Genomic DNA, 12,459 nt, shown 5'->3' on the forward strand with positions numbered 1-12,459 from the left:
TGTAAGTGTATGGTACTAAATAAATGAGGCAAATTATAAATCTTGCTAAAAAATAATACCTTTTTTAAGGTAAATTATTAAAGCCATTGTAGGTTTATAATATAAATATAAGATTTATTGAGTTTTGATATTAACTTTTAATGTTAAGTAATTTATAAATGTTTAGTTTTTATTAGAGCTAATTTTTTAATGTTTATAACTTAAAGATTATAAATAATAGAAGAAACAAAGCGTTTTATTGACATAATAATTAGAAATAATTTCATGATAATGAAATTATTATAAATACAAGAATATTAAATTTTTATAATGTTTTAGTTGTTAAAATTTAATATTAATTAATAAATTTTTAAAAACACTACATTATCATCAAAAAATATTTTTAATTTCGCAGCATGAAAAAGCCTCTTAGTCAGCAAGAATTACATAATTTAGCAATGAATCATGTAGGTAAAGATTTAGAAAATCGTGGTTTTGAATTTGTTGCGATAAATAGTAAGCTTAAAAAACATCCTCAGTTTGTTTGCATAGATAAAAACAAGCAATATTATTTTGTAATTGTTAGGGCAGTCATATTACCAGAAAACCCAAATAATTATGATGTTGTATGGATGGAGACTTTTAAAAAACATGCCCGACAAAATAACGCTAAAGTACTTTATGCAGGTGTAGGCTTAGGTAGTAAAACGGATACTAAAACACCTATTTATTTAAACGAAGAATATTTATTACAATACAATGGTATTCAAGTACTAGATACCAATTTAAATTAAATGATAAAAAAAATACTTGTTTTAACTTGTTTGTTAATATTAGGTTGTAAAAATGAAAAGCCTAAAAATGTAAAACTTCGAGGATCAGTTTTTGGAACCACTTATTCCATTATTTATGATGCTAAAACAAATTATACAAGTCAGTTGGATAGTTTGTTTTCTGTAATCAACAATTCTTTGTCTAATTATCAAGATAATTCAATAATTTCTAAAATAAACAGAGAAGAACTTGTTGAAACCGATGAGCATTTCGATAAGGTTTTTAAAACCTCAAAGGAAATATTTTATAATACTGAAGGTGCTTTCGACCCTACTATAGGGGCTGTGGTTAATGCATGGAGTTTTGGTTCTGAACATAAAATTATTAGTGTTGATAGTTTAATTATTGATAGCTTGATGCGGTCTGTAGGATTTGATAAGATTTTTAAAATTAACAAAAAAATAACCAAACCTAAAGATGCTTTTTTAGATTTTAATGCCATAGCGAAAGGATATGGGGTTGATGTTGTTGGTGAATTTTTAGAGTCTAAAAATATATTAAATTATCTTGTAGAAATTGGTGGAGAGGTAAGAGTTAAAGGAAAAAACGTTGAAAAAAATGCTTCATGGCGCGTAGGTGTTGAAAATCCTAATTTTAACGGAGAGCAATCTATTTTAAAAGCTATAGAATTGCATAATGAAGTTATGGCTACATCAGGTACTTACAGAAAGTTTAAAATAGATGATAATGGTAGTAGATATGCCCATATTATCAATACCGATACAGGATACCCTACTAAAACAAATGTTTTGAGTGTATCTGTAATCGCAGATAGATGTATGGTTGCTGATGCATACGCAACCGCATTTCAAGCCATGGGTGTAAATAAAATTAAAGAGTTTTTAAAACATCACCCAGAATTAAAAGTGTTTTTAATTTTTGAAAATGAAAATAATGAAATAGAAACACTTGCTTTAAATGGTTTTCCTGAATAATTGTAAGCTTAAATAGCTTGCAAAATTATTAATAACCAACCAACAACAAAAAGTAAGCCTCCAATTGGAGTAATAGGCCCTAAAAATTTTAATTTCTTTTCTTTAGCATCACTTATTACTAAGCCATAAATACTAAAGGAAAATAAAATAATTCCTATAGTAAAACATAAATACATTACTGTGGTTGAAAAATTATGGAAAAAGCCCAATAAAAGTAAAACTATCGCATGATACATTTGATATTTTACACCGGTTTCAAAACTTTTTAATTGATCTTCAGATAATAACTTTTTTAACGCGTGAGCACCAAAAGCTCCTAAAATTATAGCTAGCATACCAAAAGAGGCACCAGTTATTATAAATGTTTGTTGTGTCATTTTTAATTAGTTTTTTCTAACCAAGGGAATTATTTCACCTTTTGCTAAACGATATTTATCTATGTCTTCTTTAGTTAGTTTAGCTGTATAATCTACTTCTTCAACAGTAAAACCAATACTTCTAAGTTTGTCAAAGTAATCTTTACCATAAACGCGAACATGGTCGTATTGTCCAAATATTTTAGCGCGTTCGGCTTTATCGGTTATAGTATTATCTTCAAAAGTAACGTCTCGGTTTAAATCTTGCGGTATTTGAAAAATGCCCCAACCACCGGGTTTCATTACGCGATAAAGTTCTTGCATGGCCTTTGTATCGTCTGGAATATGTTCTAAAACATGATTACAGAAAATAATATCGTAACTATTATCTTTAAAAGGTAAATTGCAAATGTCTGCTTTTACATCGGCTATAGGTGAAAGTAAATCTGTTGTGGTATAATCTATATTTTTTAAAGCTTTAAAACGTTTTAAAAAGCATTGTTCTGGAGCAAAATGAAGTACTTTAAATTTATTAGAAAAAAACGATGTTTCACTTTTTAAATACAACCATAACAACCTATGTCTTTCTAAAGATAGGGTAGAGGGCGATAAAATATTTTCGCGCTGTTTTACATAACCGTAAGCTAAAAACGATTTAAAACTTTTACCATCAATAGGATCAGTGTATCTATCTCCTTTTAACATTAAAGCTAAAAACGGTTTTGCTAAATAGCTTAACCTAATTAATAAAGGCCTAGGAATAAGGTTTAATATGAGCTTAAAAAGAGATTTCAAAAGGTAAATTATTATGCTAAAATGGATTTATTAGCCTCTATTAAGTTTGCAATATTATCCCAAAGAGCAATACGTTGTTTAATCGCTTCAATAGCTATTTCTTTAGCTTCATCCCATTTTGTTTGGTCATTTCCACAAAGCTCTTCTATCATTTTTAATGATAAAGGCCCGTGTTCATCACCATCTAATTCAATATGACGCTCTAAGTAATAAGTTAATTTGCTGTAAGATTTGTCTTTAGTTTCTGATTTGTTTATAATTTGAAAAAACATATCAGGAATTAAATCTTCCCGCCCAAAAGTAAAAGCAGAAGCAATTAGGTGTGCTTTTTCTGATGCAATAACATTAAAAGTAAACTCAACGAACTTTAAAGTTTTTAAGTTTACTTTGGTTTGTTTTGAAGCTTCTTTAATGCTTGTACCATTATAAATACTTTTTACAAAAGCTTCAATTTGGTTTGTGTTTGCATCAATTTGAGTCATGGCATCCAAGTACATTTCGTAATGGCTTTTAGGTTCACCAAGCTCGTTTACATCGGTTTCTTCACCCAAAACAATTTCGTTTATAAACCGTGCTGTTGATGGCGTTTTAACAGGTGTCCATGGCAATGTTATGCATGTTAATTTGTTTTGCAGGGCTTTTAATAAAGACATAAAATCCCAAACCGCAAAAACATGATGTTCCATGAAGATTTTAACATCATCAATGGTTTGTAAATTTTTATAAAGTTTATGATTGTTTAATTCTGATAATAAAGGTTCTAACTCTTTTTGTATATCTTGAATGTAAGTCATGTTATAAAACTAATGCTTCTTGTCTAAATTCGTTTTCTTCGTCACTTTTTATTCCTAATGCATCATATATGTAAGCAAAGGTAGATAGTAATTCTGGCTTTCCATCAACTAAAGCAACGTCGTGCTCAAAATGCGCGCTTGGTTTATTGTCTCTGGTTGTAATAGTCCAACCATCGCTGTGTTGTTTTATGCGATGCGTTCCTAAATTAATCATAGGTTCTATTGCAACTACCATACCCTCAACAAATTTTTTGCCTCTACCACGTTTGCCGTAATTTGGCATTTCTGGGTCTTCATGCATTTTTTTACCTAAGCCGTGGCCCACAAGTTCACGAACTACGCCATAGCCATGGTCTTCGCAATATTTCTGGATGGCATAACCAACATCGCCAACACGATTATTGGCTTTAAATTCGCGAATACCAACATAAAGAGATTCTTTGGTTACTTGTAAAAGTTTTTCGGTTTCGGCATCAATCTCACCCACAGCAAAAGTGTAGGCATGATCGCCATAAAAATCATTTTTTAAAGCACCACAATCTATAGATATAATATCGCCTTCTTCTAAAGGTTTATCGTTAGGTATGCCATGAACCACTTGTTGGTTTGGACTCATGCATAAAGTGTTTGGGAAATCGTAGAGTCCTAAAAAACCAGGAATAGCACCATGATCGCGTATATGCTCTTCTGCAATTTTATCTAATTGTAGGGTAGTAACCCCAGGTTTTATTTCTTTTGCCAAAACGCCTAAAGTTTTAGAAACTATTAGGGCGCTTTCTCTCATTAACTCGATCTCTTCTTTTGTTTTTACTACTATCATGGTTTTAAAAATAAAAGGCAAAGATACAATATTGTTACGATTAGGCTATTTAAATAAACCTAAAAAGCCTTTTTTCTTTTCGGGAATATTGGGTGTTTCGTTGGTAATAATTTGATAAATTTTACCCCAACCTATAAAACCGCCAATGTTTCTATCATCAATAAAAACATCGGCGTTTATTTTTCTACTAGCATCGTTGCTAAATTTTTCTTCTGGAAAACTATTGTTAATGGCATAGAAGAAAATACCATTATCTTCACAAAACTTTACGGCTTCGTTAAGTCGTTCACCATGTCTATAAGTCCATAAAATAAGACGATGCCCTTCACTTTGAAGCTTTTTTAAGGTTTCAAATGCAAAAATTTTTGGTTTTCCTATTTTTGGGTAGGCATCCTCTACAATAGTGCCGTCAAAATCGACAGCAATAATTAATTGTTTATTTAAATTCATTGAAATAGACTTAGGGTTAAGGTATTGTTATAAATTATACAAGCGGATGTTGTGTCATAGCCTCTGGTTGTGGTACACCTATTAACTTTAAAATAGTTGGAGCTACATCACCTAAAATGCCATCTTTTATTTCCTTAATGTCTTTATCTACTAAAATAATTGGCACCGGATTTGTTGTGTGCGCAGTATTTGGTGAACCATCTGGGTTTATCATGGTTTCACAGTTACCGTGGTCTGCAATTACAATAGTAGTGTAATTGTTGTCTAAAGCTGTTGTAATAACTTCTTTTACACATTCATCTACAGCTTCACAAGCTTTTACGGCAGCTTCCATAACTCCAGTATGTCCTACCATATCGCCATTTGCAAAATTTAAACATACAAAATCGGTTTCCCCTTTTTGTAGTTCTGGTATTAAGGCATCTTTTAACTCGAAAGCACTCATTTCAGGTTTTAAATCGTAAGTTGCTACTTTTGGTGAGTTTCGTAAAATTCGGGATTCACCTTCAAATTCAGCTTCTTGACCTCCTGAAAAGAAAAAGGTTACGTGAGGGTACTTTTCGGTTTCTGCAATACGAATTTGTTTTTTTCCGTTTTTAGAAAGCACTTCACCTAAAGTTTCTTTTAAGTTTTCTTTATTAAAAATTACGTTTACATTTTTATATGTATCGTCATAATTTGTAAGCGTTACATAATGCAGATCGAGTTTGTGCATGTTTTGCTCATGAAAATCTGTTTGCGACAAGGCTTCAGTTAATTCACGACCACGATCGGTTCTAAAGTTGAAGAAAATAACCACATCTCCATCTTTAATTTTTGCAACGGGTTCATTTTTCTCATCAACCATAATTATAGGTTTTATAAACTCGTCTGTTACGTCATCATCATATTGCTTTTGAATAGAATTTGTAACGTTTTTAGATTTTTCACCAATACCTTTTACAACGGCGTCGTAAGCTAATTTAACACGCTCCCAACGTTTATCACGATCCATGGCGTAATAACGGCCTGTTACCGAAGCAATTTTTCCTTTACCTTTTTCTAGATGTTCTTCTAGTTCGGTTAAAAAACCGTATCCAGATTTTGGATCAACATCGCGACCATCTGTAAAAGCATGAACATATGTGTTTTCTAAACCAAAATCATCAGCTGCATCTAATAAGCCAAATAAATGATTGATATGTGAATGTACACCACCGTCACTTAATAATCCTAAAAAGTGCACATCTTTATTGTTTGTTTTTGCATAATTAAAGGCATCAACTAAAACCTGTTCGTTATTTAGTGTTTTATTTTTAACAGCTAAGTTAACTTTTACTAAATCTTGATATACAATTCGTCCTGCTCCTAAATTCATGTGTCCTACTTCGCTGTTTCCCATTTGGCCTTCAGGTAAACCTACGTGTAAGCCATCGGTACGAAGTGTTGCATAAGGGTAATTATTGTAAAGCGAATCTATAAATGGTGTGTTGGCATGGTCTATAGCAGAAACTTTTGGATCTGGAGAATTTCCCCAGCCATCAAGTATCATTAAGATAACTTTTTTGTTCATTTTTAATAAAATTTAATTTGAAACAAATATAACTAAGTTTCGTAAAAAACACTTATAAAAGTCTTATAAATACTAAGGTGTGTGCGGGATTTGATGTTGTTGTAACTATTTGTAAATGTGTGAAATAATTGTTAAAAAATGAGTTTTTGATATTTTTTATGTAACAATAGAAAAAAAGAGGCGTCTATTAAGTAAATCAAAAAACAATCACAAATCATTAAATCTTTCATCATGAAAAAAACAATCATTATTTCCGCAATCGCATTAAGTTTAGGTGTAACCAGTGTTAATGCAAAAACAGTTTCTAAAGACCTTAACGTTGTTAATTACGAGTATTTTTTTAAAGTGAATTCTTTTTGTGTCTCTATTGCACATGGCGATTTAGAAACGGTACAAAAATTAATAGCAAGAGGAGCAGATGTTAACGAACGTTCAAACGGAATGACTCCAGCCATGTACGCTGCAAAATTTAACAGAACTGAAATTTTAGAGTTACTTATAACTCACGGTGCCGATTTAAAAGCGAAATGTTCAAGTAAAAAAATGACAGCATTACATTATGCTAAATTACACGGTGCCAAGGACACTGCCGATATTATTAAAGCAGAGTTATCTAAGAAAAAGAAAAAATAGGAAATGGTATACCGTTTTCTAGTTATTCGAGCTAGTCACTCAGAAAAAAGCCTTGCATTTGCAAGGCTTTTGTTTTATAAATTTTTGTATTTGTTTATAGACTCTTGTATTTTTTCAATACGATTATCGGGATCGGGATGTGTACTTTGAAACTCTGGTACACGGTTAGGTCCTGCTGCTGCTTTTAGTATTTCCATAACACCAATCATTTCTTGTGGGTTGTAACCCGCTTTTATCATAAATTTTACGCCTAAGTCGTCGCTTTCTAATTCGTCGTCACGCCCATTAGTTAATAAAGTGTTTTGTCCTATACCGCTTACAACACCACCCATGTCTGCACCAACAGATCCTGCTGTTGTTAATCCTTGCCAATATTCGCTTTCAGCAATACGTTCGGCACTGTGGCGGCCTAAAACATGGCCAATTTCATGGCCCAAAACCCCTGCCAATTGGTCTTCGTTTTCTAATTGAGAAAACAAAGCGTAAGTAATAAAAATTTGTCCGCCGGGTAAGGCAAAAGCATTTATGGTATTAGGGTCGCTAAGTAAATGAAATTCATATTTGTATGGTGTTTCTCTGGCAATACTACTATTTACTAGTTTGTTACCAACATTATCGACTAAAGCTTGGTATTGTGTATTCTCGTGTAAACCACCGTGTTGCTGAGCCATTTGCGGTGCACTTTGTAAACCAATGGCAATTTCCTCGTTTGGCTCCATAGATATGGTTTGCGTTCGTCCTGTATAAGGGTTTACTTCTTGTTGGCTACAACGCTTAAAAACAAAAAACAATGCAATGGCTGCTCCAATTAATAACCTGAATTTTAAATTTCTTCCTCTCATTATGTTGTTAAATAAGTTGCAATTAAATTACAAAATTTAGTTTATATAAATTTAGACTCAAACTAATAATTAAAGTCACTACTGTAAAGGTTTATACATAGCGTAATGTGTGCCTATTTTTTCTATTTCAAAAGGTTCTCCAAAAATTTCATAACCTAAATTAGTGTAAAATTTAGTGGCGACCTCTCGGGCATTACACCAAATGGTAGTTATTCCTTTAGCTTTGATAAAACTTTCGGCATAGTTTAAAACTAGTTTTCCAAGGCCTTTGCCTTGTTGTTCTGCTAACACTGCCATTCCGCGAAGTTGATATTGATGAGCGTCGCTAAGGTTTTTATGTTCGTTTTTAAATAATGAACAAATACCCAATAATTGGTTATTTAAAAAAATACCAAAATGAAAGGTGGTTTCAAGTGTGTCGCCATCAAAAATACAAGTTTCAAAGGCACGACCTGGTCGTAAAACAGGATGACGAACTTGATAACTTTCTTGTGCTGAAATTAATTTTATAATATATTTTGGAGTATTGATAGTATTTAGAATTAAAAGTTAATAGATCAAACATAAAATATTTTGCTTAATTATTAACTTGCCACGAAAAAAAAGATGAGTTTTGATTTTAAGATTATAGAAAAAGAAAATATTCTGAATATTTTACCTTTGGTTGAAAAATTGAATGATTTTAAAATTTCTAAAGAGGTTTTAAAAGAAAGAATTTTAGAGATGACTGAACAAAATTATGAGTGTGCTGGGGTGTTTTTTAAAGGTGAGTTAGTAGGTATTTGTGGTTTATGGTATTGCACGCGCCATTATTCTGGTAAAAGTACAGAGGTAGATCATGTTTTTATTGAAGAAAAATTTAGGGGACAGGGTATTGGTAAACAATTTTTCAAATGGATTTATAACTATTTGAAAACGAAAGGTTTTGAGGCTATAGAGTTGAATACTTATACCACAAATTACGCTTCGCATAAGTTTTATTACAATGAAGGTTTTAAAATTTTAGGGTATCATTTTTTAAAAAAGTTGTAAAAGTTTTGCAGAATTGTAAGGAGTTTTTATATTTGCAGCCACTTATAAAGGCGGGAGTAGCTCAGTTGGTAGAGCGTCAGCCTTCCAAGCTGAATGTCGCCGGTTCGAACCCGGTCTCCCGCTCAAAAAAACTCTGTTGTTTTCAACAGAGTTTTTTTATTTCTGATTGTTAAATACTATGTTTTTTTAGTAGTAATTTTTTGGCTGTAATATAACTGGCAAACTGTATTCCCTGCATTTAAATACCCTTAATATTTATTTTTAGTGTGCTTATAACTAATTAATTAAAAGAGGTGTTTGATAAGATTAAGCTATTATACTACAAAATGCCCGCCTGAGGGATAGTAGTGGAAAGCCCACAGCGAGTTACGAGCGCGGACTTGTAACGTATAGCCCGACCCTTTATGGGGCACGCCCAAATTAATTTAAGTTGCTTAAGTTGGTTTCGGGATTTACTTCGTATGGTTTTTTGTTGTGTTCAAAAATTCTTGCTGTTAGTTCGCCTTTTAATGTTATGGCATTACCGCTTACTTGCAACCAGCTGCCTTCACGAAGCCCTACTACTGGTGGTGTATTATAGTGGTGAAACTCATTTATTCGGGTTTCTCGGGTTTCTCCCATATGCTTACTACTTGTGTCAGGATCTAAATAATGAGGGTTTATATTAAAAGGTACCAAAGCCAAGGCATTGAAACTTGGCGGATATACTATAGGCATATCGTTTGTGGTTTTTATTGTAAGGCCACAAATATTACTTCCGGCACTTGTGCCTAAATATGGCGTGCCATTTTTTAACATCTCTTGTAATGGTGTTATAAGTTTATTTACATAAAGTTGATTTGTAAGAACAAAAGTGTTGCCGCCACCTACAAAAATACCCTCGGCCTTGTTTATGGCTTCTACAGGGTTTTTAAAGGTATGTATGCCAACCACGTTTTTATTTATTTTTTTAAATGCTTTTGTTGCAATTGCTGTATACTCGTTATGCGAGATGCCTCCAGGGCGCGCATATGGTATAAATAATATGGTTTTAGCTGTTTTAAAGTGATTTGCAAGGGTTGGTAATATATAATCTAGGTAGCCACTGCCGTAAATTGTAGAGGTACTAGCAATTATTAAATTTTTCATGTGTTTTATTTTTTGTAAACTTAATTATTTATTGGCTTTAACAAAATATTACCGTGATATTACCTTTTTTTTAAGATAAAAAAGACGTAATTTATGGTACAAAAAAAATAGGCGTGAGAACAAAATTACTTTTATTACTAGTTGCTATTATACCAACAATTGTTTTATCTCAAACTGTAGAACGAGTTACAATTACTGGGGCAATTTTTTCTGAGTCTAACGATGTTGAGGCTGTTACAATTTACAATACATCGGCAAATCAAGGAACAATTACTGATGCTTTTGGCGTTTTTACTATTAACGTAGCTTTAAATGATATTATTGAAATTTCGGCCTTACAATTTCAGCCTGTTACGGTTGTTGTAGATGAGGATGTTGTTAAGACTAAAACTTTAAAAATTCAGTTAATTGAGCAAGTAAATCAATTAAATGCAATTACTGTTAAATCTGGTTTAAGTGGAAATTTAGAAACCGATATTAGCGATGTAAAGATGGTGAAAATTGAGCAGTTAGATATGGGGAATATGGATGCACTTAGCATGAGTGAAGATAAATCTGTTGACCCCCAGGTAATTCGCGATCATTTAACAGCAACTTTAAACCCTAATGCTTTAAACTATTTGCCAAATTTTGTTGAGATTTTTGAACTATTTGTAAAAATTAAGCCTAAAAAAAAGAACAAAAAAGTTGTTGTTGATGACGATAATAATGAGGAAATAGATGTTTTAGATATTTATACGGTTAGTTATTTAAATGAAAATTTTAATATTCCTGAAGATAAAATTCACGACTTTTTAAAGCATTTAGAAACTGAAAATATAGATAGAGAACTTTTTAAACCTAAAAATGAAATATTCCTATTGGAATTTTTATTAGTTGAAAGTCAACGTTTTTTAAATACTGATGATAAGAATTAAGCTATCTTTAATTATTATTTTGTGTTTTGGGGTAAAAAAAATGTTGGCTCAAAATGTTGAGTTATTAGGCACAGTTTATAGTAATGGTAATGTTGAAAATATACACGTTTTTAATAAAACTTCAAACCAATATACCATTACTAACCAACGTGGCGAATTTAAAGTTGTAGCCAAACTTAACGATACACTGCAGTTTTCTTCAATTCAACACACTCTTAAAGAGATAATAATAACTCCCAAAATTTTGAACTTAAAAAGTATAGTAATTACTCTAGAAGAGCAAGTAAACGAGCTAGACGAAGTTTTGGTAGGTAACGTTTTAACTGGCGACTTATTATCTGATGTGAAAAATGTAAAAGGTAAACCTCCAATAAATTTTTTTGACGTTGGAATTCCTGGTTATAAAGGCAAAATAGCAACCCAAAGCGAACGCCGATTGGCCGAAGCAGGCGAGTTTAAGCCCATAATGTTAGTTGGATTAATTGGTGGTGGATTGCCTTTAAATCCTATTATAAATGGAATTTCTGGGCGAACAAAAATGTTAAAAAATAGAGTTAAATTAGAACAGAAAGAAGCCTTAATGCAAAGTATTAAAGCTAGGTTAGGAACCTTGTTTTTTGATGCCTTTCCGTTAGATGATAATTTAAAAAATGATTTTTTTTACTTCTGTTCAGATGATCCACTTTTTACACAGAGTTGTGCTAATAAGCCAGATTTTGAAATACTAAATTTTTTAAAAGAAAAGTACGAAGCTTACTTAAATAACCAAGCTATAAATGCTAAATAAATTTAATATGGTACACATTTTGGTTATAAAATTTTACATTAGCAACAAATATTAATTCATGAAAATAAAGCATATAATTTTTATGTTGTGTGTTGTGCCACTTCTAGCTTTTACTGCAGTACACAAATATTATATTAGCGTTACGCAAGTTAACTACATAAAAAAACAGGAAGCATTACAAATTACCTCAAGAGTATTTGTTGATGATTTAGAAACAGCCCTTCGAAAAAAATATAGTGACACTATTACCTTAACAGGTTTAAATAAACCTGAAAAGGCCGATAGCTTTATTGAAACCTATCTTCGCGAAAACATAATTCTAAATATTAACACAGAAAAATCAAAATTCATCTTTATAGGTAAAGAATACGATGGTGATATAGTTAGGTGTTATTTAGAGGTTCCAGGTATCAAAAACATAAAATCTTTAAGTATTACCAACACTATTTTGTTTAATGTATATTCTGAACAACAAAATATTGTAAAAACTAAAATTAATGACCAACAGAAAAGTAAAGTGCTTTCTAATTCAAATCGAAAATTCGTGTTAAATTTTAATTAAAAAAGAGTGATAGCTCTTAAATTTTATTAATTTCGGGTGGTTT

The 12,459-nt window shown here is 31.6% G+C and carries 16 protein-coding genes and 1 tRNA gene; 8 read left to right on the forward strand and 9 right to left on the reverse strand.

Annotated features, from left to right (window positions below):
* Positions 1-395 precede the first annotated feature (395 nt).
* Entirely contained in the window at positions 396-773 is a 378-nt protein-coding gene (locus LG649_RS12295; RefSeq protein WP_226544103.1) for a Na(+)-translocating NADH-quinone reductase subunit F, read from the forward strand.
* The gene (locus tag LG649_RS12300; protein ID WP_226544104.1) at positions 774-1,748 is read left to right on the forward strand and encodes an FAD:protein FMN transferase; all 975 of its coding nucleotides are present in this window, start codon (positions 774-776) and stop codon (positions 1,746-1,748) included.
* A gap of 8 nt (positions 1,749-1,756) precedes the next feature.
* Here LG649_RS12300 and LG649_RS12305 read toward each other — a convergent pair whose 3' ends face one another.
* The 6 genes from LG649_RS12305 to gpmI are packed head-to-tail and all read right to left on the reverse strand — an operon-like array spanning position 1,757 to position 6,515.
* Positions 1,757-2,125 carry a DUF423 domain-containing protein gene (locus tag LG649_RS12305; RefSeq protein WP_226544105.1) on the reverse strand — a complete coding sequence of 123 codons (369 nt, stop codon included), beginning with the start codon at positions 2,123-2,125 and terminating at the stop codon, positions 1,757-1,759.
* 6 nt (positions 2,126-2,131) lie between these two features.
* Positions 2,132-2,899, reverse strand: a complete 768-nt coding sequence (locus tag LG649_RS12310; RefSeq protein ID WP_226544106.1) for a class I SAM-dependent methyltransferase — start codon at positions 2,897-2,899, stop codon at positions 2,132-2,134.
* Positions 2,900-2,910: 11 nt separating this feature from the next.
* On the reverse strand, positions 2,911-3,693 hold the full coding sequence (locus tag LG649_RS12315; RefSeq protein WP_226544107.1) for a DUF3050 domain-containing protein: 783 nt from the start codon (positions 3,691-3,693) through the stop codon (positions 2,911-2,913).
* 1 nt (position 3,694) lies between these two features.
* A complete protein-coding gene (gene map / locus LG649_RS12320; RefSeq protein WP_226544108.1) occupies positions 3,695-4,513 on the reverse strand; it encodes a type I methionyl aminopeptidase in 819 nt (272 codons plus the stop codon).
* 45 nt (positions 4,514-4,558) lie between these two features.
* A complete protein-coding gene (locus tag LG649_RS12325) occupies positions 4,559-4,963 on the reverse strand; it encodes a BT0820 family HAD-type phosphatase (protein ID WP_226544109.1) in 405 nt (134 codons plus the stop codon).
* Between the two features lie 34 nt (positions 4,964-4,997).
* A complete protein-coding gene (gene gpmI / locus LG649_RS12330) occupies positions 4,998-6,515 on the reverse strand; it encodes a 2,3-bisphosphoglycerate-independent phosphoglycerate mutase (protein ID WP_226544110.1) in 1,518 nt (505 codons plus the stop codon).
* A gap of 231 nt (positions 6,516-6,746) precedes the next feature.
* On the opposite strand from gpmI, the gene LG649_RS12335 reads away from it, so the two are divergent.
* Positions 6,747-7,148, forward strand: coding sequence for an ankyrin repeat domain-containing protein (locus LG649_RS12335; protein WP_226544111.1), 402 nt, complete (start codon positions 6,747-6,749; stop codon positions 7,146-7,148).
* Positions 7,149-7,222: 74 nt separating this feature from the next.
* Here LG649_RS12335 and LG649_RS12340 read toward each other — a convergent pair whose 3' ends face one another.
* Both LG649_RS12340 and LG649_RS12345 read right to left on the reverse strand, forming a co-directional pair.
* On the reverse strand, positions 7,223-7,990 hold the full coding sequence (locus tag LG649_RS12340; RefSeq protein WP_226544112.1) for a M48 family metalloprotease: 768 nt from the start codon (positions 7,988-7,990) through the stop codon (positions 7,223-7,225).
* A gap of 78 nt (positions 7,991-8,068) precedes the next feature.
* Positions 8,069-8,533 (reverse strand): GNAT family N-acetyltransferase, encoded by a 465-nt coding sequence (locus tag LG649_RS12345; RefSeq protein ID WP_317197665.1) that lies wholly within the window; start codon positions 8,531-8,533, stop codon positions 8,069-8,071.
* 63 nt (positions 8,534-8,596) lie between these two features.
* On the opposite strand from LG649_RS12345, the gene LG649_RS12350 reads away from it, so the two are divergent.
* Both LG649_RS12350 and LG649_RS12355 read left to right on the forward strand, forming a co-directional pair.
* Complete coding sequence (locus LG649_RS12350; protein ID WP_226544113.1) at positions 8,597-9,022, forward strand: GNAT family N-acetyltransferase; 426 nt, start codon at positions 8,597-8,599, stop codon at positions 9,020-9,022.
* 50 nt (positions 9,023-9,072) lie between these two features.
* A tRNA-Gly gene (locus tag LG649_RS12355) sits at positions 9,073-9,145 on the forward strand.
* A gap of 297 nt (positions 9,146-9,442) precedes the next feature.
* Here LG649_RS12355 and pepE read toward each other — a convergent pair.
* A complete protein-coding gene (gene pepE, locus LG649_RS12360; protein WP_226544114.1) occupies positions 9,443-10,150 on the reverse strand; it encodes a dipeptidase PepE in 708 nt (235 codons plus the stop codon).
* A 113-nt stretch (positions 10,151-10,263) separates the two neighbouring features.
* Between pepE and LG649_RS12365 the strand changes: the two genes are divergently transcribed.
* Genes LG649_RS12365 through LG649_RS12375 form a run of 3 tightly spaced genes read left to right on the forward strand, consistent with a single transcriptional unit; the run spans position 10,264 to position 12,416 of the window.
* The gene (locus LG649_RS12365) at positions 10,264-11,067 is read left to right on the forward strand and encodes a carboxypeptidase-like regulatory domain-containing protein (protein ID WP_226544115.1); all 804 of its coding nucleotides are present in this window, start codon (positions 10,264-10,266) and stop codon (positions 11,065-11,067) included.
* The gene (locus LG649_RS12370) at positions 11,054-11,854 is read left to right on the forward strand and encodes a peptidase associated/transthyretin-like domain-containing protein (protein ID WP_226544116.1); all 801 of its coding nucleotides are present in this window, start codon (positions 11,054-11,056) and stop codon (positions 11,852-11,854) included. The genes LG649_RS12365 and LG649_RS12370 overlap by 14 nt, the downstream gene beginning before the upstream one ends.
* Before the next feature lie 58 nt (positions 11,855-11,912).
* Positions 11,913-12,416 (forward strand): DUF6702 family protein, encoded by a 504-nt coding sequence (locus tag LG649_RS12375; RefSeq protein WP_226544117.1) that lies wholly within the window; start codon positions 11,913-11,915, stop codon positions 12,414-12,416.
* Positions 12,417-12,459 lie beyond the last annotated feature (43 nt).

The sequence above is a fragment of the Neotamlana laminarinivorans genome (assembly GCF_020523925.1).
Lineage (GTDB): Bacteria > Bacteroidota > Bacteroidia > Flavobacteriales > Flavobacteriaceae > Neotamlana > Neotamlana laminarinivorans.

Bases quoted from the DNA above. Each gene is read 5' to 3' on its own strand.
- pepE (WP_226544114.1), bottom strand. From the start codon at position 10,150: ATGAAAAATTTAATAATTGCTAGTACCTCTACAATTTACGGCAGTGGC.
- LG649_RS12350 (WP_226544113.1), top strand. From the start codon at position 8,597: ATGAGTTTTGATTTTAAGATTATAGAAAAAGAAAATATTCTGAATATT.
- LG649_RS12315 (WP_226544107.1), bottom strand. From the start codon at position 3,693: ATGACTTACATTCAAGATATACAAAAAGAGTTAGAACCTTTATTATCA.
- LG649_RS12370 (WP_226544116.1), top strand. From the start codon at position 11,054: ATGATAAGAATTAAGCTATCTTTAATTATTATTTTGTGTTTTGGGGTA.
- LG649_RS12335 (WP_226544111.1), top strand. From the start codon at position 6,747: ATGAAAAAAACAATCATTATTTCCGCAATCGCATTAAGTTTAGGTGTA.
- LG649_RS12325 (WP_226544109.1), bottom strand. From the start codon at position 4,963: ATGAATTTAAATAAACAATTAATTATTGCTGTCGATTTTGACGGCACT.
- gpmI (WP_226544110.1), bottom strand. From the start codon at position 6,515: ATGAACAAAAAAGTTATCTTAATGATACTTGATGGCTGGGGAAATTCT.
- LG649_RS12300 (WP_226544104.1), top strand. From the start codon at position 774: ATGATAAAAAAAATACTTGTTTTAACTTGTTTGTTAATATTAGGTTGT.
- LG649_RS12295 (WP_226544103.1), top strand. From the start codon at position 396: ATGAAAAAGCCTCTTAGTCAGCAAGAATTACATAATTTAGCAATGAAT.
- LG649_RS12305 (WP_226544105.1), bottom strand. From the start codon at position 2,125: ATGACACAACAAACATTTATAATAACTGGTGCCTCTTTTGGTATGCTA.
- LG649_RS12340 (WP_226544112.1), bottom strand. From the start codon at position 7,990: ATGAGAGGAAGAAATTTAAAATTCAGGTTATTAATTGGAGCAGCCATT.
- LG649_RS12375 (WP_226544117.1), top strand. From the start codon at position 11,913: ATGAAAATAAAGCATATAATTTTTATGTTGTGTGTTGTGCCACTTCTA.
- map (WP_226544108.1), bottom strand. From the start codon at position 4,513: ATGATAGTAGTAAAAACAAAAGAAGAGATCGAGTTAATGAGAGAAAGC.